The organism is Erythrobacter sp. JK5 (assembly GCF_018205975.1).
Taxonomy (GTDB): domain Bacteria; phylum Pseudomonadota; class Alphaproteobacteria; order Sphingomonadales; family Sphingomonadaceae; genus Erythrobacter.
Genome location: NZ_CP073577.1, coordinates 2,899,189 through 2,919,914, shown reverse-complemented (window position 1 = coordinate 2,919,914; position 20,726 = coordinate 2,899,189). Strand labels below are relative to the sequence as shown.

Sequence of the window (20,726 nt, the reverse complement as noted above, 5' to 3'; positions counted from 1 at the left end):
AATCGGGACGTTACCCGGCGGCCTCTTGGCCAAACTTGATCGGGATCTTGAGATAATGGACCCCGTTGGCTTCCGCCGCAGGGAAGCGCCCGGCGCGAATATTGACCTGGATCGACGGCAGCAGCAGGCGCGGCACCGCGAGGTTTGCATCCCGCGCCTCGCGCATCGCCACAAACTCCTCTTCGGTGACACCGTCATGGATGTGCACGTTTTCCCGGCGCTGTTCGCCGACCGTGGTTTCCCACTGGTATTCCTCACGGCCCGGCGCCTTGTAATCGTGGCACAGGTGGAGTCGGGTCGCTTCGGAAAGCGACAGAATTCGGCGGATCGAGCGATAGAGCTGGCGGGCATCGCCGCCGGGGAAATCCGCCCGCGCGGTTCCGTAGTCGGGCATGAACAGCGTGTCGCCAACCCACACGTGATCGCCGATCCGGTAGGCGATATCGGCAGGAGTGTGGCCTGGAACGTGGAGGACTTCGACGTCCAGCTCGCCAAGGGCAAACCGGTCGCCATCCGCGAACAGACGATCGAAATCCGAGCCGTCGGTCCTCAGCGTCTCGTCGGCAAAGATCGGCCGAAAGATCTTCTGCACCTCGCGAATGTGCTCGCCAATCCCGATCGTCGCGCCCGTGCGGGCCTTGATCATCGGCGCGGCGGAAAGGTGATCCGCATGGGCATGAGTCTCCAGCACCCATGCGACGGTCACGCCCTCTCCGGCCGCGGCCGCAAGGATCGCTTCGGCAGAGCGCGTGTCGGCCGCTCCGGATGGCAGGTCGAAGTCCAGCACCGGATCGATGACAGCTCCGGTGCCGGTCGCCCTGTCCCAGACCAGATAGCTCACGGTATTGGTCGGCTCGTTGAAAAATGCGCGGATGGCCGGCTCGTTCACGGCGTCCTCCCTGAATCAATGCGTAGCGCTTGACATATATTAGGCGATGCTTATTTAGCAAGCGCTTATGAAACGGAATATCCATCCTCCCCTCGATCCGGTCGAGTTTGCGGCGCGGGCCGACGAGGTTGCCGCTTTGCTCAAGGCGCTGGGCAACCAGCGTCGGTTGATGATCATGTGCAAGCTCGCGGAACATGGCGAGGTCAGCGTCGGAGCGCTTGCGACCGATGTCGGGCTCTCGCAGTCGGCGCTCTCGCAGCACCTTGCCAAGCTGCGCGCCGAGGCTCTCGTGGCGTCCCGCAAGGACGCGCAGGTGGTGTTCTATCGCATTGCCGATCCGCGCTGCGAGACCCTGCTGGCGACACTCTACCAACTCTATTGCTCCTGAAGGAGGCACTCCCATGCCAATCCGGACCATTTCCCCCGCCGATGCCATCGCGCTGACCGCCCAGGGTGCGCGGCTGGTCGATATCCGTTCCCCCGACGAGTTTCGCCGAGCGAAGGCCAAGGGGGCGGAAAACCAGCCGCTCGAAGCGCTTGACCAATTCGAGGACGCTCGACCTGTCGTGTTCATGTGCAAGTCCGGCATGCGCACCCGGACCAACGCGCCCCGGCTCGAAGGGTGCTGCAGCGGCGAGGCCTACATCGTCGACGGCGGGCTCGATGCTTGGCAGGGCGCGGGGCTGCCGGTGCATGAAGATCCGTCGCAACCGCTCGAGATCATGCGGCAGGTCCAGATAACGGCCGGAATTCTCATCCTGGTCGGCGTGCTGCTCGGGTCGCTGACCACGCCGCTCTGGTACGGCCTTTCGGCGTTCGTGGGAGCCGGGCTGTTGTTTGCCGGTGCGACCGGCTGGTGCGGCATGGCAAACCTCCTGATGCTGATGCCGTGGAACCGCGAGGCCGCGACCTGACGCTGAAGCCGACCGCGATCGTCGCGGAGCTGCTGGCGGGTGCTTTGATCGGGTCGGCGATCGTGCCGATGGAGTGGATCGGCTAAACTTCGCGGGGCGTGAGCCACGCGGAACAGCCGACAGCCAGCGCTGCGCCGACGAACTGCATCGCCACGAACAACGGCACATCGACAGGCGCTATCCCGGCAAATGTATCACTCAGGCTGCGCACCACGGTGATCGCGGGATTGGCGAAGCTGGTCGATGAGGTGAACCAGTAGGCGCTGCTGATATACAGCCCGACGGCAGCGGGGATTGCGCCTGGACGGAGGCGCACCAGCAACAGGATCGTCAGCACCAGCCCGAACGTCGCGACCAGTTCGCCGCTCCATTGCCCGATCCCGGCGCGCGCCTTGGTCGAAAATTGCAGGATCGGCAGGTCGAACATCAGATGCGCCGCAAATGCGCCCAGCGCTCCGCCGACCAACTGGGCGCACACGTAGGGCCCGACTGTGGCCGCGCCGATCTCGCGGCGGAGCCAGAACGCAAAGGTCACCGCGGGGTTGAAATGCGCGCCGGAAATCGGCCCCAGCATCGCGATCAGCACGAACAGGATCGCGCCGGTCGCCAGCGTATTGGCCAGCAGCGCTATGGCAATATTTCCGCCCGCCAGGCTCTCGCCCATGATCCCGGACCCGATCACGGCTGCGAACAGGAAAAAGCTGCCGAGCGGTTCGGCTCCAAGCTGTCGCGACACGGCCGGCACCGCATCGTTGCTCACAGTGCGTCGCCCTGCACCTCGGTCGCGGTGTCGCAGACATGGGTTTCCCCGCCGTTATCTTCGCCGTTTGCGAGCTGGGTGATTGCGACGAATCCTCCCACCACCAGCACGACGAACAGCGTCGTCACCCAGCCGAGATACTTGTCGATGATCGCCTTGATCGGCGCGCCGAAGATCTGGAACAGGATGCCGACGACCATGAAGATCAGGGCCCGACCGGCGATGGCTGCGAGGGTGAATTCCAGCAGGTTCATCTCGATGAATCCGGCGGTGATCGTCATCAGCTTGAACGGCACCGGCGTGCCAGCAGCAAAGAACACCGCCAGCGCACCCTGCTCACGGATGTAGCAGGCGGCGACCGGGAAGCTTTCGGCGAGTCCCAGAATCCCGAGCAGCCAGACCCCGATCGATTCGTAGAGCAAGTAGCCGATCGCGTAACCGAGCAGCCCGCCGAACACCGAAAAAACGGTCGCGACAAGCGCGAAGCGGATCGCCTTGCGCGGCTCCGCCAGGCACATCAGGCCCAGCAGCGGATGCGGCGGGATTGGGAAGAAGCTCGATTCGATGAAGCTGAAGAACGCGAGCCACCACACCGCATGCGGATGCGCGGCCTTGTCCATCGTCCAGTCGTAGAGATTGCGCAGCCACCGCATCGAGATTGCCCCAGCAAAGGTTTGCGGCGCGTTAGGGCAGCCATTTCCCCCACGCAACCGGCAATTGATAACCTATTTGGTTATTTTTCTTGACATCGTCACGCTCCTTGGTTATCAGAGGGCAACATCGCAAAACTGTGATTCGCCCCGAGGGGCAACCCATCCAGCGGCCTTCCCACCGGAAGCGCCGCTTTCCTCGCTGGCGTTTGGAGAACCGCACATGGCCAGAAATGGCAAGCGACAGGTCAAGATTCCGGCGCATGTGAGAGAGGGCGAAAAGGAGACGCTCACCCGCCACTGGCAGAAGCACTTTCTCGATCATCTCGCCGAAAGCTCGAATGTCACCGAGTCGGCCAAGGTCGCCGGCGTCAATCCCAGCCGCGCCTACATGGTTCGCCGACAGGATTCCGAGTTCGCGCGCAAATGGCTGTTCGCTTTGTTCGAAGGCTATCTGCACCTCGAGATGGAAGTTCTCCGGCGCCTGCGCGAAGGCGACTTCCAGACCGATACCAAGGACAAGTACGATTTCGCCAACGCCATCCGCCTGCTGGGCGCCCACCGCGACAACGCCGCGCGGGCGCAGGCCGAACAGCGCAATGTCAGCGCCGCCGAGGTCCGCGCCTCGATCGATCGCAAGGTCGAGGCGATCCGCAAGCAGGTCCAGGACGAGAAACGCCGCGAGGCCGCGCGCAAGTGACGCGGTTTACCGAGTGGCTGGAGGAAGTCCCGGAATCGGCGCGCGGGCGGCTGTCCAGGGTGATGGACCAGGCCGAGCGCAACGAGTTCGACTTCCACTGGGAGATGCACGCCCGCGAAGCGCAGCTTGCGCCGCCGGGAGACTGGCGCATCTGGCTGATCATGGCCGGGCGCGGCTTCGGCAAGACCCGCGCGGGTGCCGAGTGGGTGCGGATGATCGCCGAAGCGCAATGCGAGGCGCGGATCGCGCTCGTCTCCTCCTCGCTCGCCGAGGCACGCGCGGTGATGGTCGAGGGCGAGAGCGGCATCATCGCCAGCTCCCCGCCGGGCCGCGAACCGGTGTTCGAGCCGTCCTTGAAGCGGCTGCGCTGGCCCAACGGGGCGCAGGCACAGCTGTTTTCCGCGGCTGAGCCTGAGAGCCTGCGAGGGCCCCAGCATTCGCACGCTTCCCGGCCAATCGCAAAAGGAATTCTTCGTCAATCAGGCGCTTGCGTTGATCGACTCCCTGCTTCAGCCGAGCGTTTCGGCATCGCTGGCGGCGCCACCAGCGGACCCGGCTGACGGCGATGTGTTCCGGATCGCGTCCGGCGCGTCGGGCTTCTGGTCGGGTCGCGACGATCAGCTGGCGATCTGGCTGGCGGGAGCGTGGCGATATGTCCTCCCGCGGCACGGCATGCGCGTCTACGACCGGCAGGCAGGACAATTCATCCTCTTTCGCGACGGCTGGCATGCAGCGAGTGCGGCCGCACCGCCGCAAGGAGGCGGCGTGATCGACGTCGAGGCGCGAACTGCAATTGCGGAAATTGCCGAAACGCTCCGGGCGGCGGGTATCGTCCCGCCCGCGTGATCCGCTCGTCCGATGCGGTGCAGCACCGGCGCAATAGGCGCGGGTTAGTTCGAAAAATCTCAATAACCCGTGCAAATAGAGACATTCTTGCAACAGGTTTGGGCGATTGATCGCTTGCCACTATCAGGGGGAGAAGATAGAGACCCACTGTGCCTCAAAGTTCGCAATAAGGGGAATATAAGAATGCGCAAATTCGTCATAGGTATGGCGATGGCTTCGACAGCGCTCACTGCACCCGCCATGGCCCGTGAAGGCCAGTGGTATATCCAGGGTGACGGTGGGGCCATGCTGGTCGAAGATATCGTCTTCGACGTCAACGGCAACGCGGGTGATGCCGAAGCCGGTTACGACGAAGGTTACGACTTCGGCGCTGCGGTCGGTCACGACTTCGGTGCTTTCCGTCTCGAAGCAGAAGCGAGCTATCGCGCTGCCGGTCTGGATGAACTCCAGGCTGGAACGGTTGGTCTGCAGGCTGGCAACCCCGCCGGCGGCGCTGGCACTTCGGTGTTCGGCCAGACTCTCCCGGCAGCAGGTGAATACAACGCGCTGAGCTTCATGCTCAACGGCCTGTTCGATTTCGGCTCGGATGATGGCATCCAGGGCTTCTTCGGTGGCGGTGTGGGTGTCGCGCGCGTCGATCTCGACGGTACGGTTGCACTCAGCGGCCCCGGTGCCTTCGACGATTCCGACACGGGTCTCGCCTGGCAGCTGCTGGCAGGCATTCGCGCCCCGCTCAGCGACAGCTGGGACGTCGGCATCAAGTATCGGTATTTCAACGCCGAAAACGTGAGCATCATCGATACTCGCGGCTTCGACTTCGAAACCGATGTGAGCTCGCACTCGATCCTGGGTTCGATCATCTACAACTTCGGTGGAGAGGCTCCGCCGCCTCCGCCGCCGCCGCCTCCTCCGCCGGCTCCGCCGCCCCCGCCGCCGCCTCCGCCGGCACCAGCGGCTCCGCCTCCTCCGCCGCCGTGCAACACCGGCCCTTACATCGTGTTCTTCGATTGGGACGAGTCGGCCATCACGGCAGAAGCGGCAACGATCCTGGACAACGCAGTCACGGCATACGCCAACTGCGGCTCGGCCAGCGTGATGCTCGCCGGTCATACCGACCGTTCGGGCAGCGTGACCTACAACATGGGTCTGGCAGAGCGTCGCAACTCGTCGGTGCGTGAATATCTCACCGGTCGCGGCGTTCCGGGTGGCCGGATCAGCAGCGAAGCCTTCGGTGAATCGCAACCGCGCGTTGCCACCGCCGACGGTGTTCGCGAACTGCAGAACCGCCGCGTGGAAGTCACTTACGGTCCGGGATCGGGCATGTAAGACCGGCTACACAGCCACGACATGAAGAGGGGCCGGAGCGATCCGGCCCCTTTTTCTTTGGCTGCGCCAAAAGGTCTGCCGATGAGCGGCCGGGAGACCGACAGGTCCGAGGCGGTGCAGATCAGCGACTGCCTGTCGCGACTGCTTTCGAGAATTGCCGAGCAGACCCGCGCAAGGTCATTCGCTCGTGTCAGCCGGTCGGTTGCAGTCTGGCGCGCGTCGTCACTAGCCGGAGCGATCCGTGCGTCGGAGGCGGGCGGACCCGGCGCACCCGGCCCAAAGCCTTCCTGCAGTGCGACAAGCCGATGGCGTACGCGGCGGACAGCCATACCCCGCTTCTCTCAGGGCCGTTGACTCACTCCAGCTCTACATGCCTGTTGCGGGGCTTTCCCCTGCGGCCAGTGCACGGTCGACCAGTGTCCGTTCCGCAGCCGGTACTGTCCGGTAGGCGACGAACAGCAGTACCAGCCCGATCGGGACCGCGATCAGCAGACTGAGGCCGCCGGTCGATAGGCTGCCGGTCACGGTCGACACCTGCCCCGCCATATATGGGCCCAAAGCCAGGCCAACCAGCGTCGTCGCCAGGAAGAAGGTGGCTGTCGCCGTGCCGCGCATACGCGGCAGGACGAGGTCCTGCGTGGTTGCAGCCGCGCCGCCAAGCGCGGAGCTCCCGAACAGCGATTGCATGAACGCCGCAAAGTAGAACACGGTCGTGCTCTCGGTGGTGAACATCAGGAACAGGAACGGCGCAGCGGCAGCTAGACCGAATGCCACCACAAGCAGCCGGCCTGCCGGGTTGCGTTCGCGCAGCCAGTCGGCGGCTCGACCTCCCAGAATGACACCGAGAAACCCGCCCATCGCGCCGGGTCCGCCAATCCACCACCCCGCGGTCGATGGCGCCTCTTCGAGGATACGGATCGCGTAGGGCGCCGCCCAAAACGATGCCGCGTAGGACATGAACGCGACCATCCCGTATCCCAGGATCGTCGTCAGGAATGCGGGCGTGCCCCAGATCAGCTTGAAAGTCGGTGCATCGCGCCCCTTCAGCGTCGAGGCCCACGAGTAGATCGCATAATAGCCGATGCCGATCGCACCCCATTGCTGGTAATTGTCGGTCGCGATCGCCATCGCGTAGGCGATGCCGCCGATAACAGCGGCCCCCGCCAGATTGATCGCGATCCCGCGCGGCCCTGCCTGCGCCGCACCGATCAGGGTAAACGGCGGGATCACGGCAACCAGTTCGCGCAGGAATCCGCGGAAAGGGTCCTTCGGCGGTGGCGTGACAATCCCCTCGCTTTCGCCACGCAGCGGCTCGCGCAGGGTAAACACGAGGCAGGCGAGCAACAGTCCCGGAAGGCCAACGATGATAAAGGCCGCCTGCCATCCCGCCAGCCCGAGCGGCGCGCCCGAGGGATAGGCCGCGTTCCAGCGTTCGACGATGGCCCCGCCAATGAGCAGAGAAACGCCGCCGCCTATATAGAGGCCGGAGCTGTAGATCGCGAGCGCGGTGGCGCGCATCTTTTTCGGAAACCAGTCGGAGATGAGCGAATAGGCGCTGGGACTCGCCGTCGCTTCCCCGACGCCGACGCCGATCCTCGCGACGCTAAGGGTCGTGAAGTTCTTGGCGAAGCCCGATAGCGCCGTAAACGCCGACCAGACCGCCAGCCCGACGGTCATCAATCGCACCCGGTGCCAACTGTCAGCCAGCTTCCCCAGCGGGATGCCGAACAGCGCGTAGAACACGCCGAACGCGGTGCCATAGAGGAAGCCGATCTGGTCGTCGCGCAGACCCAGGTCGGCCTTGATATATTCGGCCAGGATCGAGATGATGTTGCGATCCACGAAATTCAGGACGTAGATGACGACCAGGACCCCGAGGGCATACCAGCTGTAGGCGGGAACCGACTGGTCTGCCTGCTCTCCCAGCGCTTCGTTGTGATCGCTCAAGTATCGCTCCCCAATTTCTGGTGGTCCGTCGTCGTCGCGGCGCTGCAGGCGCTGCGCTCAGTCGGCATAGCTGGTGCTATCGGTTATCCCCGCCTCGGCAAATCCCTTTTTTCGCAAGCGGCATGAATCGCACAGCCCGCATGCGAGCCCGTCATCGGTCGGATCGTAACAGGACCAGCTCCACGCCGGATCAAGACCCAGCCGCGCGCACTCGCTGGCAATATCGGCCTTGGTCATATGCTGAAGCGGCGTGTGAATAGCGAAAGGAACGCCTTCCACTCCCGCCTTGGTCCCGAGCCTCGCGGTTTCTGCGAAGCTGGCGATGAACTCCGGACGACAATCGGGATAGCCGGAATAATCAAGCGCATTCACGCCGATGAAGACATCACTGGAACCGGCCGCTTCGGCGCATGCCGTCGTTAACGCCAGGAATACGAGATTGCGCGCCGGGACATAGGTGACCGGAATATCCTCTCCCACACCGCCCTTGGGAACGTCGATGTCGGAGGTCAGCGCCGAACCGCCAAAGGCCGACAGGTCGAGCGCGATCTCGACATGGCCATCCAGGTTGAGCCGCTGTGCAATCCGCCTGGCCGAATCGAGCTCACAGCGGTGACGCTGGCCGTAATCTACGCTGAGCGCCCGCACCGCAAACCCGCGTTCCTTGGCCAGCGCGGCGGTCACCATCGAATCGAGTCCGCCGGACAGCAGCACTACGGCAGTCTTGGAACGCTCGATCATCGCTGTTGGCTAGGGTCGATTGCCGCGTTTGGCAATCAGCGAAGGGAAGCGTCGATCAGCAACTGCCCGTGCGGCGCGCTTCTGCATCGAGCTGGAACGGCAGGCCCGACGCGATACCCTGGCTCTGGATCTGAACCAGCGATCCGGTTTCGCGGCGGATGTTGGTGCGCCCATAGCCGTTGCCCTGGCAGGTGTATTGCACCGTCACCTTCGAAGCGCCGTCCTCGACCACGAAGCGGCTGCAATTCGGCTCAGAATGACGAAGCTGGATAAACTCCAGCCCGCTGCGCACACAGATGCGCCGGTCGGGCGAACCGTCGCGATACTTGATCGTCCATTCGCCCTTGGCAAGATTGCCGAGCATTGCGAGGCTGCCCGACTGGGCCAGCGCAGGAACACCGCAAGCAAGCAGAACCGCCGCGGAAACCGCGCCCCAACGTTTGAGCTTGCGATGTAGAACTCTCTGCATTCCTAAACCTCGCCAAAAACACGGGAAAATTGCTTGCACTTTATCGCGTCATCCCGATGAGCCGTTGCTGAATAGCGGTGAATGGTTAAATTCCCAGCTCGAACTGCTTCGAGCAAAATGCGCAATCGACGATGATGCGGCCGCTGTCGTCACGCATCGCATCACGTTCTTCAGCCGGAAACCGTGCGATGATCGCATCGTAGTGTGCCGGGCTGCAGCGGCATCCGCGGGATAGCTCCGCACCAGGCTGGATGCGAATTTCCTCCTCTTCGTGGAACAATCGCCAGGCGATCGCCTCCATTGACAGACGTGGATCGAGCAATTCGTCATGACCGAGAGTGCCGGCGAGCGCGGCGACATGCTCCCAATCCGGATGATCCTGGCGAACATGCAGGCGTTCGCGTCCCTCTTCGCCTTCAGCGAGGTGTTGAACCAGCAAGCCACCGGCGAGCGCGCCCGCTCCGCCTTTGCGGCTGGCAAAGCGGATCAGGGTCGGCACCTGTTCGGATTGCATGAAATAGCTTTCGCACGCCTGCGCCAGCGTATCCCCCTCGAGCGGGACGATCCCCTGATACCGCTTGCCGCCGCCGGTTTCGAAAGTGATCGCGAGAAAGCCTTCGCCAAACAGTGCGCCCAGCGTCGGATTGGCGCCCAGCCCTTCCAGCTCGTCGGGATCGAACTCGGCGTAGCCGCGCATCTCGCCTGCCCGGTAATCGCAGACCAGCAGGCTGACCGCGCCCGATGTGGTTTGCGCCTGCATGGTCAGCTGCCCCTGCTCGCCCTTCAACAGGCCGCCCATAAGCGCGCCCAGCACCAGCGCTTCTCCCAGCAGATGCGCGATCGGCGCGGGGTAATCGTGCGCCGACAGCACCTCGTCGAGCACGCGATCGAGCCGCACCGCGCGCCCGCGCGCATTGCGCCCGGGCAGCGTGAAGCCCAGCAGCTTGTCGGCGAAGGTTTCGGCGGTATCGGGGTTTTGCGACGTCAATTCCATGGGTCGCAATATGGTGGCAGTGCGTGCAAACGATAAGGCCCGTTTTGCGACGGACCGGTCAATTCAGCAGGCCGAAGCTCCACAACAGCACCGATTTCTGCGCGTGAATGCGGTTTTCGGCTTCGTCGAACACCACCGATTGCGGACCTTCGAACACGTCTTCGCTCACCTCTTCTCCGACATGCGCCGGCAGGCAGTGAAGGAACAGCGCATCGGGTTTCGCGAGTGAAAGCAGGGACGAACTCACCTGGTACGGCTCCATCGCCGCGCGCTTCGCTACCGCATCGGTCTGGCCCATCGAGATCCAGGTGTCGGTGACCAGCACGTCCGCACCGTCGGCCGCCGCCCCGGCGTCCTGCGTTAGCGTGACGGTGGACCCGCCCGCGCGCGCCAGCTCGACGAACTCGGGTTCGGGCCCATAACCGGCGGGCGTCGCGACCCTGACATTGAATTTGAAGAGCCCGGCGGCTTCGAGAATCGAGTGAAGCACGTTGTTGCCGTCACCGAACCAGGCGACCTCAAGCCCGGGCAGCGCCTTGCCGTGCTCGATCACGGTCAGCAGGTCGGCGACGATCTGGCACGGATGCGAACGATCGGTCAGCCCGTTGATGACGGGAACGCTTGCGTGCCGCGCCATTTCCTCGATCTTGTCGTGATCATCCGTGCGGAGCATGATCGCATCGACCATCCGGCTGAGCACCCGTGCCGTGTCGGCGATGGTCTCGCCCCGCCCGAGCTGGCTGGATCCGGATTCGAGGATCAGCACCGTCCCCCCAGCTGACGCATGGCGATGTCGAAGCTCACGCGGGTCCGGGTCGAGTTCTTTTCGAACACGAGCGCCAGAACCCGCCCGGCGAGCGGAGCGTCGCTATCGGCCTGCCCCTTGGGCCAGTCTGCCCGCGCAGCCTTGCGGTCGATCGCATCGCCGATCATCGCCGCGATCGCATCGGCCCCGGCATCGCCGAGATCGAGGAAGTGGCGCTGCCGATCGCGGAGCGCCATCAGGCCGGTTCGGGAATTTTGAAGTCCGCCGCGCCGGCCGAGAGCTTCTCGAAGAATTCATCGATCTCGGCGTTCTCGATTACCAGCGGAGGCAAGAGTCGCAGGGTGTTGTCGCCTGCCGCCACCGTGAGCAGCTTGTGATTGTCGCGGAGGTGGACGAAGAACGGCCGGCTTTCGACCTTCATCTTGATGCCCAGCATCAATCCCTTTCCACGCACCAATTCGAACAGTTCGGGATAGTTGCCGATGAACTGTTCGAGCCGCGCACGGATACGCTCGCCCTTGTCGCGCACGCTGGCCAGAAACTCCTCGTTCGCCACCGCTTCCATCACCGCGCTCCCGGCGGCCATGGCCAGCGGATTGCCGCCATAGGTCGATCCATGGGTCCCGAATGTCATTCCGCGCGCGGCTTTCTCCGTCGCAAGCAGCGCACCGAGGGGGAAGCCGCCACCGATCCCCTTGGCGGTTGCGAGAATGTCGGGTTCGACCCCGTATTGCTCGTAGGCGTAGAGCGTACCGGTCCGGGCGACGCCGCATTGCACCTCGTCGAGCACCAGCATCAGGTCGTGTTCGTCGGCGAGCGCACGCAAACCTTTCATGAAGCCTTCCGACGCCGGGCGGATGCCGCCCTCACCCTGGATCGGTTCGACCAGAAACCCCGCGGTATGCGGACCGATCAGCGCTTTGGCTGCGTCCAGATCATCGAACTCGGCATACTTGAACCCGTCGAGCAGCGGCGAGAACCCGTGGTGCATCTTGGTCTGGTTCGATGCGCTGATGGTCGCCATCGTGCGCCCGTGAAAGGCGTTGGCAAAGGTGATCAGCTCGAACCGATCCTTGTCGCCCTCGTCGCCGGCGTTCTGGTGATAGGCGCGCGCGCACTTGATCGCGCCTTCCACTGCCTCGGCTCCCGAATTGGTGAAGAACACGGTATCGGCGAAGGTGTTGTCGACCAGTGTCTGCGCCAGCTTCTCTCCCTGCGGACTGCCGTAGAGATTGGACACGTGCATCAGCGTTTCCGCCTGGTTCTGGATCGCTTCGATCAGCCCCTTGTGCGAATGCCCGAGCAGATTGACCGCGATCCCGCTGGCAAAATCGAGATAGCGCGTGCCGTCCTCGTCGATCAGGTGGCAGTTCTCGCCGCGAACCGGCCGGACGCCGCAGCGCGGATAGACGGGCATGAGCGGTGAAATCGACATGTCGGAACCTCGAATGGCTTGATCTGGGAAAGCAAAATGGCGGCTCATGAAGAGCCGCCATTCGCATAAGGTTTAGGGCCGCTCTCCGTAAGGGTCAAACGGCCATCTGGTCGATCCGGTCAGCCCTGTGCGGGCACCAGATTGACCGCCGAATACTTGCCTCGTCGATCGACTTCGAGATCGAACTCGTAGCGTTCGCCTTCGTTGATTGCCGTCAGGCCGGAGCGTTCGACCGCGCTGATGTGGACAAACGCATCGGGCTGGCCGTCATCGCGGACGAGGAAGCCGAAGCCCTTCATCGAGTTGAAGAACTTGACCGTTCCGGTGGCTTTTTCACCGGTCAGCTCGCGCTTGGGCGCGGCGCTGGCGGCCTGCTCCACGGCGATCACGTCGCCGACAACCTGCAGATCCTGAGCGGAAATCTTCCCGCCGCGATCGACGAGGTTGAATTCGAGCTCCTGCCCTTCGGCGAGTCCTTCCAGACCGGCGCGTTCGACCGCGCTGATATGGACGAACACGTCTTCGCCGCCACCCTCTTGCTGGATGAACCCGAAGCCTTTCTGACCATTGAAGAACTTGACCACACCCTTGCCGGTGCCGACCACCTGAGCGGGCATGCGGTTGAAACCGCCCCCGCCACCGCCTGCACCGCCGCCGCGTGGGCCACCGCCCCCGCCGCCGCGCGGGCCACCGCCGCCACCGCCGAAGCGGTCGCCACCACGGTCGCCGCCGCGATCACCGCCGTAACGGTCACCGCCACCACGATCATTGTTGTAGTCAGAAGGGGGCGGAAATCCATCCATGCCGCCGCCAAACGGATCAAAACCGTCTTCGCCGAATCCGTCGCGCTTGTCCCGGCTGCGCCGACGTCCTCTATCGTAACCCATAATTCAGTACGTACCTTATCACACTGCCCGCCCTCCAAAGCGCCGTAGCGGGGACAGTGTGCCGCGACAGACGCTGGTGGCCAACCGAGTCGCCGGAACCCACCCATCAAGCCGACGGCATAGCGCAGAAAGCCTCGCCAAGCGAACGATTTAACTGCTGCGGGCCGCATTCCGCGAAAATTATGAGCTTTTCGGACATTCGCGCTGCTTGCACGGCAGGACCCGGTTGGGCATGACGGTAGCCATGGACATACTCGCTCTGCTCTCCGATCCGGCCGCCTGGGCCGCGCTTCTCACCCTGATCGTGCTCGAGGTCGTCCTCGGGGTGGACAACCTGATTTTCATCGCGATCCTTTCCAACAAGCTACCCGAACACCAGCAGCAGAAGGCCCGCCGGATCGGATTGTTCCTGGCGCTCGGCATGCGAATCGGGCTGCTGATGCTGATCGGCTGGATCGTGACCCTGCAGACCCCGCTGTTCGATCTCGGCATCACCGGATCGCCCGGCGCGTATGGTCAACCGACGTTCGAAACCGCGTTTTCCGGGCGCGACCTGATCCTGCTCGCAGGCGGGTTGTTCCTGCTGTGGAAGGCGACCAAGGAAATCCACCACGCGATGGAACCGGCCGATCCAGCCAAGGACATCATGAAGAAAGACAAGCCGAGCGTGGGCGAGCTCACGTTCGGAGCGGCCATCGCGCAGATCATCGCGCTCGATATGGTGTTCTCGATCGATTCGATCCTGACTGCGGTCGGCATGACCGACCAGATCCCGATCATGGTTGCTGCGGTCGTGATCACGGTCGGCATCATGCTGATCGCCGCCGATCCGCTGGCGCACTTCATCGAGAAGAACCCGACGCTGGTGATGCTTGCGCTCGCATTTCTGGTGATGATCGGGCTGGTACTGATCGCCGACGGGTTCGGCTTCCATGTGCCCAAGGGCTATATCTACGCCGCCATGGCGTTCTCGATCGCGGTCGAGCTGCTCAACATGGCGAAGCGCAATTCGGCGATGAAGAAAGCCGAGAAGAAGGCGGCAGCGTGAGCGATTTTCGCGCAGTTTCGCCGGCGTTCCTTGCCTGTCCGCAGCTCGAGCTGGACGATATCGCGGCGGCCAGGGCGGCGGGCGTGACGCTGATCGTCAACAATCGCCCCGACGGCGAGGAACCTTCTGCGCCGCAAGGCGACGAAATCGAGGCGGCCGCGAAGGATGCGGGGATCGGCTACGTCGCCATTCCGATCGGGCATTCGGGATTCAGCGAAGTGCAGATCGACCAGCTGATCGCCGCACTCGACGCGGCGGAGGGTACCGTGCTCGGCTATTGCCGCTCGGGCACCCGTTCTACCTTCCTGTGGTCGCTCGCGCAGGCCAAGAAGGGCATGGCCCCCGAAAGGATCGCGGCCGCGGCTGCGGGCGCAGGCTACGATATCAGCCCGATCCGCCCGATGCTGGACATGCTCGCCGCGCGCTAGGATGCCTCACTTGCGATAATCGAGCGGCGGCGCGCGATCGCCGAGCAGCGACCTGTATTGGTAATCATCGCCCCGCGCCGCGTCGAATTCGGCCCTTGCCGCAGCGCGCAGTTCGGGATTCTGATACAGTTCCACCGCCATCAGCGCCATCGCCTTGGCCGCCACCTGCGCGCCCTTGTGACCGATCGAATGCCCGCTCGCCGCCACTGCCTGCCAGCTGTGCGCGCTCGTCCCCGGAACCCAGGTCGCGGTGCGCACGCCCACGGTCGGGGTCGCCCACGAGACGTCGCCGACATCGGTGGAGCCGTAGCCGAGGCTCTTGCCATAGGCGCCGATCTCGGCCGCGCTTTCGAGCGGCTTGGCCGCATCGCCCAGCGATTTCCGGATCTCCTCGGCCCAGGCGCGTTCCTCTGCGGTGTAGGTCACCCCGCCGACCGCGCTCAGTTTCTCGTGCATCACCCGTGCCAGTGTCTCGTTGACCAGCAGCGGGTTGTTGCCGTGGATCACTTCCCACTCGACCTTCGTGCCGGTGCCGAGCGCCGCGCCGCGGGCGGCGTTTTCGAGCCGCTCCCAGATTTCCTCGACGCCTTCGGGATCGGGGTGGCGGACGTAATAGAAGTTTTCGGCAAAGTCGGGGACGACGTTGGGCGCGTTGCCGCCGCTGGTAATGACGTAATGCATCCGCGCATCCTGCGGGATGTGTTCGTGCATCATGTTGGCCATCATGTTCATCGCTTCGGCCCCGTCGAGCGCGGAGCGACCGCGTTCCGGAGCACCCGCCGCGTGGGCGGATATCCCGGTGAAGCGGAACTTGGCCGAGCGATTGGCGAGGCTGGTACGGGCCGCCGCGCTGTTCTCGTCATCGGCGTGCCAGTGGATCGCGATATCGACATCGTCGAACATCCCTGCGCGGGTCATGTAGACCTTGCCCGAACCACCCTCTTCCGCAGGCGTGCCGTAAAGCCGGATGCGCCCTGGCGTACCGGTCGCCTCGAGCCAGCGCTTGACCGCGATGGCCGCCGTTAGCGAACCGGCGCCGAACAGATTGTGCCCGCAGGCATGGCCCGCGCCCTTGCCCGCGACCGGATCGCGGGTCGGTGCACCCGACTGGTTGATGCCGGGCAAAGCGTCCATCTCGGCGAGGATGGCGATCACCGGACCGCCTTCGCCCCATTCGGCGACGAACGCCGTGGGAATTTCGGCGATTCCGCCGGTGATGGCGAAGCCCTCGTTCGCAAGTTCGGCCTGGAGCAGCCCGGACGATTGCGTCTCGAGATAGCCGAGCTCGGCAAATTCCCACAGTTGCTGCGCAACCCGCGCGGTGCGTTCGGCCTCGGCCTCTACCGTCGCGGCAGGATCGTGATCGTCGGCGGCGAGCGGGCTGGCACCGATCAGCAGGGCGGCACAAGCGGTCCGGGCGAAAAACTTCATCGACATCTCCTTGCCCGCCTGCTTGCCGCAAACCGCCGCGCATGCCAATCCATTGTTCAGGGATTCTCGAACGATGGACATTCACCCGCAGATATTGCTGTTCGCCGGTTCGCTGATCGCGATCCTCGCACTCGCTGGGCTTGCCCGGTTGCTGCAGCTCGGCGGCACGCCCGTGCTTGCGACCGAGGAAGACGCCCGCGAAGCCGCTAGCGAGGTTTGGGACGGATACCAGCCGCACAGGATCGCGCTCGATCGGGACGGCGCGGCTGCGCTGCTGGACGATGCGAACGGGCGCATCATGCTGATCAAGCGACACGGCAATCAATTCACCGGACGCATTCTGTTGCCCACCGCAAGCGCTTCGGTTGCGGGCGATACGCTCGAGGTGGACTCGGGCGAAGCGCGGTTCGGCCGCGTTTCCCTTACGATCGACGATGCTGCCGCTTGGGAAGCGGCGATCAATGCACTAGATACACATCACCATGCCTGACTTCTCACCGACCGAATACGCTGTGCCGTTCTTCGTGCTGGCCGTGCTGGCGGAGATGGTCTGGGCGCGGCTCAAGCGGCCAGAGACTTACGAGCCGCGCGACACGCTGGTGAGCCTCACCTTCGGGCTGGGCTCGACGGTGGCGGGCGCGCTGTTCGGCGGGTTTGCCTTGGCAGTCTTCATCGCGGCCTACGAGTATCGCATATTCGACTTCGGCCCGGAATGGTGGACGGTATGGTGGGCGTGGCCGCTGTGCTTCGTGCTCGACGACCTGAAATATTACTGGGTGCACCGCGCCGGGCATCGCATCCGCTGGATGTGGGCGGCGCACGTAAACCACCATTCGAGCCAGCACTACAACCTGTCGACCGCGCTGCGGCAGACCTGGACCGGGGCTTTCACCTTCGGCGTCCTGTTCGCGATCCCGCTGGTGCTGCTCGGCTTCCATCCGGCGATGATCGCGATCTGCGGCGGCTTTAATCTCATCTACCAGTTCTGGATTCACACCGAGGCGATCGACCGCATGCCGCGCTGGTTCGAGGCGGTAATGAACACCCCCAGCCACCACCGCGTTCATCATGCGACCAACCCGCGCTATCTCGACCGCAATTACGCCGGGGTCTTCATCGTCTGGGACAAGCTGTTCGGCACCTTCGAACCCGAGACCGACGCAGAGCAAATCCGCTATGGGATCGTCAAGCAGCTGGGCAGCTTCAACCTGCTGTGGTCGGTGTTCCACGAATGGATCGGAATGGTCGCCGATATCTGGCGCGCGCCGTGGAAGCACAAGCTGTCCTATCTTCTGCGCGAGCCCGGCTGGACGCACGATGGCAGCCGCGACACGTCGGACACGATCCGCGCGCGCTGGCTCGCTCGCCAGGCGCAGGCTCAATCGGTTGCGCCTCGAAACCCGATTGCGGACACTGCGGAAGCTGCCTAGTCTCTTCGTCCAAGAGGAGAGAAAATGGACAGTTTCGACTATATCGTCATCGGTGGCGGCAGCGGTGGCAGCGCGGTAGCCGGACGGCTCGCAGTGGACGGCACGCGCCGGGTCTGCCTCGTCGAAGCCGGCGGACGCAACGACAATATCCTGATCAAGACGCCGGGCTTCATGCCCTTCATCCGCAATTCCTCGAACTACAAGTTCGATACCGTCCCCCAGAAGGGTCTCAACGGACGGATCGGCTACCAGCCGCGCGGCAAGGGTCTTGGGGGCTCTTCGGCGATCAACGCGATGGTCTACATTCGCGGGCACCGCTGGGACTACGACAACTGGGCCGCGATGGGCTGCACCGGCTGGGCCTATGACGACGTGCTGCCCTATTTCCGCAAGAGCGAAGCGAACGAGCGCGGTGCGGACGAGTATCATGGCGAGGGCGGGCCGCTGTTCGTTTCGGACCAGCTCTCCCCCAACCCGACCAGCCATGCCTTCGTCGAAGCCGCCGCGGCACTGCAACTGCGCACCAACGAGGATTTCAACGGGGAACGGCAGGAAGGCTTCGGCCTGTACCAGACCACGCAGCGGGACGGCGAACGCTGGTCGGCGGCGCGTGGCTATGTCGAGCCGATCCGCGAGCAGGGCAATTTCGCCATCCGCACCAACACGCTGGTCGACAAGCTGGTGGTCGAGGGCGGCCGCGTGACAGGGGTGATGGTGCGTACGGGCAAACGCTCCGAAATGCTCTATGCCAAGTGCGGCGTGATCCTGTCGGCGGGCGCGTTCAATTCGCCGCAGATCCTGATGCTGTCGGGCATCGGCCCGGCGGAGCACCTGAAGGCGCACGGAATCGACGTGGTGCTCGACAAGCCTGCGGTCGGATCGAACCTGCAGGACCATATCGATTACGTTTCCGGCTGGCAGACCGAATCCGACGTGCCGATCGGCGGGACGATCAAGGGCACGCTCAAGATGGCGGGGGCGATCTTCGAACACCGCCGCAAGCGCACCGGGGCGATGACGACCTGCTACGCCGAGGCCGGCGGCTTCTGGAAAGTCATGCCCGATGCCGAAACGCCCGACGTGCAGTGGCATTTCGTGCCCGCGGTGCTCGAGGACCACGGGCGCGAGAATGTGAAGGGCTACGGCTTTTCGCTCCACGCCTGCGTGCTGCGACCGGAAAGCCGGGGGACCGTGCGGCTCGGCTCGAGCGATGCTGCGGCTGCGCCGTTGATCGATCCCAATTTCCTCGACGACGAGCGCGACATCGCGGTGCTGCGCGCGGGTGTCCGGCTGTCGCACCGGATCGCGGATGCACCGCCGCTGCAGGCCTACGGCCCGACCGACCGGCACCCGGTCGATCTCGATGACGATGCCGCGCTCGACCATATGATCCGCGAGCGCGCCGACACCGTCTATCACCCGGTCGGCACCTGCCGGATGGGTTCGGACGCGGATGCGGTGGTCGACCCGACGCTCAGGTTCAATGGGTTGGACGGGCTGTGGATCGCCGATGCCAGCATCATGCCCAGGATCGTCAGCGGCAACACCAACGCGCCCAGCATCATGATCGGCGAACGCTGCGCCGACTTCGTCAAAGCCGCCGAATAGGGCCTGCGCGCCAACCCCCCGATAAAAAATGGCCGGAGCGAACTCGCCGCTCCGGCCTTCGTCAGTCTGGTTGTTCGCAGGAGGAACAAGTGGAGGCGGGGGAAGAGGGAGAGGAGAGAGGCTCCCCCGCCAATCCGGGTGTCAGTTGTAGGCGCGTTCTCCGTGTTCGGAGATGTCGAGCCCGTTGACCTCGGCTTCTTCGTCGACCCTGAGGCCGATGACGAGCTTGACGAGGAACGCCGCCAGGAAGGTGCCGATGGCAGCCCAGGCGATCGTGACAAGCACGCTGAAAGTCTGGATCCAGAGTTGTGCGCCGAGCGCCGTCGACCCATCGCCGGGGCCGCCGAGGAACGGCTGGTAGACGATGCCGGTGCCGATCGCGCCGACGATCCCGCCGATCCCGTGGATACCGAAGGCATCGAGCGAGTCGTCGTAGCCGAGCTTCAGCTTCACCTTGGCGACGAACACGTAGCAGATCGCGGACGAGGCGATGCCGAGCAGGATCGCGCCGAACGGCCCGCTGTTGCCCGCTGCGGGGGTCACCGCGACAAGACCGGCGATGACGCCCGAGCAGAAGCCCAGCGCCGAACCCTTGTGGCCCGCAGCCCGCTCGATCACCATCCAGGTCAGCGCGCCCGCCGCGGTGGCGACGAAGGTGTTGATCATGGCGAGGCCGGCCGAAGCGTCCGCTTCGAGTGCCGAACCGGCGTTGAAGCCGAACCAGCCGACCCACAGCAGCCCGGTGCCGACCATCGTCAGCGTCATCGAGTGCGGCGGCATCGGCTCGGCCGGATAGCCGCGACGCTGCCCCAGCAGGTAGGCGAGCACGAGGCCCGAGACGCCGGCATTGATGTGAACCACGGTGCCGCCGGCAAAGTCGAGCGCGCCGTCTTCGAACAGCAGGCCGCCCCCGGCCCACACCATGTGGGCGATCGGGAAATACACGATCGTGAGCCAGATCGGGACGAATGCCATCACCGCACCGAACTTCATGCGTTCGGCGGTCGCGCCCAGGATCAGCGCGGCGGTGATCGCGGCGAATGTCATCTGGAAGCTGATGAACACGAATTCGCTGATCACTTCGTCGGTGAAGGTCGCAGCCGTGCTGGCGGCGGTGATGCCCTTGAGAAACGGCACGCCCCAGCTGAAGAAGGCATTGCCTTCCGGGCCGAACGCGGTCGAATAGCCCCACATCACCCAGACGAGCATCGCAAGACACGCGGTCGCGCCGATCTGGGTCATGGTCGAAAGCATGTTCTTCGACCGGGTCAGACCGCCATAGAACAGCGCGAGGCCGGGCAGGATCATCAGCATGACCAGCACGGTCGCGGTCATCATCCAGGCGTTGTTGCCCGGATTGGGTACCGCCGCCGGTGCTGCGGCGAGCGCCGGGGTCGCCATAAGGCCCGCACCGGTGGCGAGGGCGGCATAAGTCAGGATAGAACGCTTCACTTGAT

At 64.3% G+C, this 20,726-nt stretch carries 22 protein-coding genes and 1 pseudogene; 11 read left to right on the top strand and 12 right to left on the bottom strand.

What is annotated here, in order from left to right; genetic code table 11:
• Positions 1-10: 10 nt before the first annotated feature.
• On the bottom strand, positions 11-889 hold the full coding sequence (locus KDC96_RS14245) for an MBL fold metallo-hydrolase (RefSeq protein WP_212449038.1): 879 nt from the start codon (positions 887-889) through the stop codon (positions 11-13).
• Positions 890-956: 67 nt separating this feature from the next.
• Here KDC96_RS14245 and KDC96_RS14240 point away from each other — a divergent pair, with 67 nt between their 5' ends.
• Positions 957-1,277: a helix-turn-helix transcriptional regulator gene (locus KDC96_RS14240; RefSeq protein ID WP_212449037.1), complete on the top strand. Its 321-nt coding sequence runs from the start codon at positions 957-959 to the stop codon at positions 1,275-1,277.
• A 13-nt stretch (positions 1,278-1,290) separates the two neighbouring features.
• Positions 1,291-1,803: a rhodanese family protein gene (locus tag KDC96_RS14235; protein WP_212449036.1), complete on the top strand. Its 513-nt coding sequence runs from the start codon at positions 1,291-1,293 to the stop codon at positions 1,801-1,803.
• Positions 1,804-1,885: 82 nt separating this feature from the next.
• Here KDC96_RS14235 and KDC96_RS14230 read toward each other — a convergent pair whose 3' ends face one another.
• Both KDC96_RS14230 and KDC96_RS14225 read right to left on the bottom strand, forming a co-directional pair.
• Positions 1,886-2,539: an MIP/aquaporin family protein gene (locus KDC96_RS14230; RefSeq protein ID WP_212452748.1), complete on the bottom strand. Its 654-nt coding sequence runs from the start codon at positions 2,537-2,539 to the stop codon at positions 1,886-1,888.
• Between the two features lie 20 nt (positions 2,540-2,559).
• On the bottom strand, positions 2,560-3,216 hold the full coding sequence (locus KDC96_RS14225; protein WP_212449035.1) for a YqaA family protein: 657 nt from the start codon (positions 3,214-3,216) through the stop codon (positions 2,560-2,562).
• 220 nt (positions 3,217-3,436) lie between these two features.
• Between KDC96_RS14225 and KDC96_RS14220 the strand changes: the two genes are divergently transcribed.
• The 4 genes from KDC96_RS14220 (at position 3,437) to KDC96_RS14205 (ending at position 6,085) form a co-directional block, all read left to right on the top strand.
• Entirely contained in the window at positions 3,437-3,913 is a 477-nt protein-coding gene (locus tag KDC96_RS14220; protein ID WP_212449034.1) for a hypothetical protein, read from the top strand.
• Positions 3,910-4,473 (top strand): terminase large subunit domain-containing protein, encoded by a 564-nt coding sequence (locus KDC96_RS14215; protein WP_371815496.1) that lies wholly within the window; start codon positions 3,910-3,912, stop codon positions 4,471-4,473. Before KDC96_RS14220 ends, KDC96_RS14215 begins: the two co-directional genes overlap by 4 nt.
• Positions 4,406-4,759 (top strand): DUF2793 domain-containing protein, encoded by a 354-nt coding sequence (locus tag KDC96_RS14210; protein WP_212449033.1) that lies wholly within the window; start codon positions 4,406-4,408, stop codon positions 4,757-4,759. The genes KDC96_RS14215 and KDC96_RS14210 overlap by 68 nt, the downstream gene beginning before the upstream one ends.
• 183 nt (positions 4,760-4,942) lie before the next feature.
• Positions 4,943-6,085 carry an OmpA family protein gene (locus KDC96_RS14205; protein ID WP_212449032.1) on the top strand — a complete coding sequence of 381 codons (1,143 nt, stop codon included), beginning with the start codon at positions 4,943-4,945 and terminating at the stop codon, positions 6,083-6,085.
• A gap of 366 nt (positions 6,086-6,451) precedes the next feature.
• Here KDC96_RS14205 and KDC96_RS14200 read toward each other — a convergent pair whose 3' ends face one another.
• The 7 genes and pseudogenes from KDC96_RS14200 to KDC96_RS16635 all read right to left on the bottom strand — a co-directional run bounded on the left by KDC96_RS14200 (position 6,452) and on the right by KDC96_RS16635 (position 13,324).
• Positions 6,452-8,032, bottom strand: coding sequence for an MFS transporter (locus tag KDC96_RS14200; RefSeq protein ID WP_212449031.1), 1,581 nt, complete (start codon positions 8,030-8,032; stop codon positions 6,452-6,454).
• 57 nt (positions 8,033-8,089) lie between these two features.
• Positions 8,090-8,773: a 7-cyano-7-deazaguanine synthase QueC gene (gene queC / locus KDC96_RS14195; RefSeq protein ID WP_212449030.1), complete on the bottom strand. Its 684-nt coding sequence runs from the start codon at positions 8,771-8,773 to the stop codon at positions 8,090-8,092.
• A 55-nt stretch (positions 8,774-8,828) separates the two neighbouring features.
• The gene (locus tag KDC96_RS14190) at positions 8,829-9,242 is read right to left on the bottom strand and encodes a hypothetical protein (RefSeq protein WP_212449029.1); all 414 of its coding nucleotides are present in this window, start codon (positions 9,240-9,242) and stop codon (positions 8,829-8,831) included.
• 85 nt (positions 9,243-9,327) lie between these two features.
• Positions 9,328-10,236, bottom strand: a complete 909-nt coding sequence (locus KDC96_RS14185; protein ID WP_212449028.1) for an Hsp33 family molecular chaperone HslO — start codon at positions 10,234-10,236, stop codon at positions 9,328-9,330.
• 58 nt (positions 10,237-10,294) lie between these two features.
• Positions 10,295-11,238, bottom strand: a pseudogene (gene argF, locus KDC96_RS14180) (ornithine carbamoyltransferase).
• Positions 11,238-12,437, bottom strand: a complete 1,200-nt coding sequence (locus KDC96_RS14175) for an aspartate aminotransferase family protein (protein ID WP_212449027.1) — start codon at positions 12,435-12,437, stop codon at positions 11,238-11,240. The pseudogene argF and the gene KDC96_RS14175 overlap by 1 nt, the downstream one beginning before the upstream one ends.
• A gap of 119 nt (positions 12,438-12,556) precedes the next feature.
• A complete protein-coding gene (locus KDC96_RS16635) occupies positions 12,557-13,324 on the bottom strand; it encodes a cold-shock protein (protein ID WP_212449026.1) in 768 nt (255 codons plus the stop codon).
• Positions 13,325-13,556: 232 nt separating this feature from the next.
• Here KDC96_RS16635 and KDC96_RS14165 point away from each other — a divergent pair, with 232 nt between their 5' ends.
• Positions 13,557-14,372 carry a TerC family protein gene (locus tag KDC96_RS14165; protein WP_371815495.1) on the top strand — a complete coding sequence of 272 codons (816 nt, stop codon included), beginning with the start codon at positions 13,557-13,559 and terminating at the stop codon, positions 14,370-14,372.
• Entirely contained in the window at positions 14,369-14,800 is a 432-nt protein-coding gene (locus tag KDC96_RS14160) for a TIGR01244 family sulfur transferase (protein ID WP_212449025.1), read from the top strand. Before KDC96_RS14165 ends, KDC96_RS14160 begins: the two co-directional genes overlap by 4 nt.
• A gap of 6 nt (positions 14,801-14,806) precedes the next feature.
• Here KDC96_RS14160 and KDC96_RS14155 read toward each other — a convergent pair whose 3' ends face one another.
• The gene (locus KDC96_RS14155; RefSeq protein ID WP_212449024.1) at positions 14,807-16,231 is read right to left on the bottom strand and encodes an amidohydrolase; all 1,425 of its coding nucleotides are present in this window, start codon (positions 16,229-16,231) and stop codon (positions 14,807-14,809) included.
• Positions 16,232-16,304: 73 nt separating this feature from the next.
• On the opposite strand from KDC96_RS14155, the gene KDC96_RS14150 reads away from it, so the two are divergent.
• The 3 genes from KDC96_RS14150 to KDC96_RS14140 are packed head-to-tail and all read left to right on the top strand — an operon-like array spanning position 16,305 to position 19,269.
• Positions 16,305-16,721, top strand: coding sequence for a hypothetical protein (locus tag KDC96_RS14150; protein ID WP_212449023.1), 417 nt, complete (start codon positions 16,305-16,307; stop codon positions 16,719-16,721).
• On the top strand, positions 16,714-17,661 hold the full coding sequence (locus KDC96_RS14145) for a sterol desaturase family protein (RefSeq protein WP_212449022.1): 948 nt from the start codon (positions 16,714-16,716) through the stop codon (positions 17,659-17,661). Before KDC96_RS14150 ends, KDC96_RS14145 begins: the two co-directional genes overlap by 8 nt.
• A 24-nt stretch (positions 17,662-17,685) precedes the next feature.
• Complete coding sequence (locus tag KDC96_RS14140) at positions 17,686-19,269, top strand: GMC family oxidoreductase (protein WP_212449021.1); 1,584 nt, start codon at positions 17,686-17,688, stop codon at positions 19,267-19,269.
• A gap of 141 nt (positions 19,270-19,410) precedes the next feature.
• Here the strand turns inward: KDC96_RS14140 and KDC96_RS14135 are convergent, their stop codons facing one another.
• Positions 19,411-20,670, bottom strand: coding sequence for an ammonium transporter (locus KDC96_RS14135; RefSeq protein ID WP_212452737.1), 1,260 nt, complete (start codon positions 20,668-20,670; stop codon positions 19,411-19,413).
• Positions 20,671-20,726: the final 56 nt, after the last annotated feature.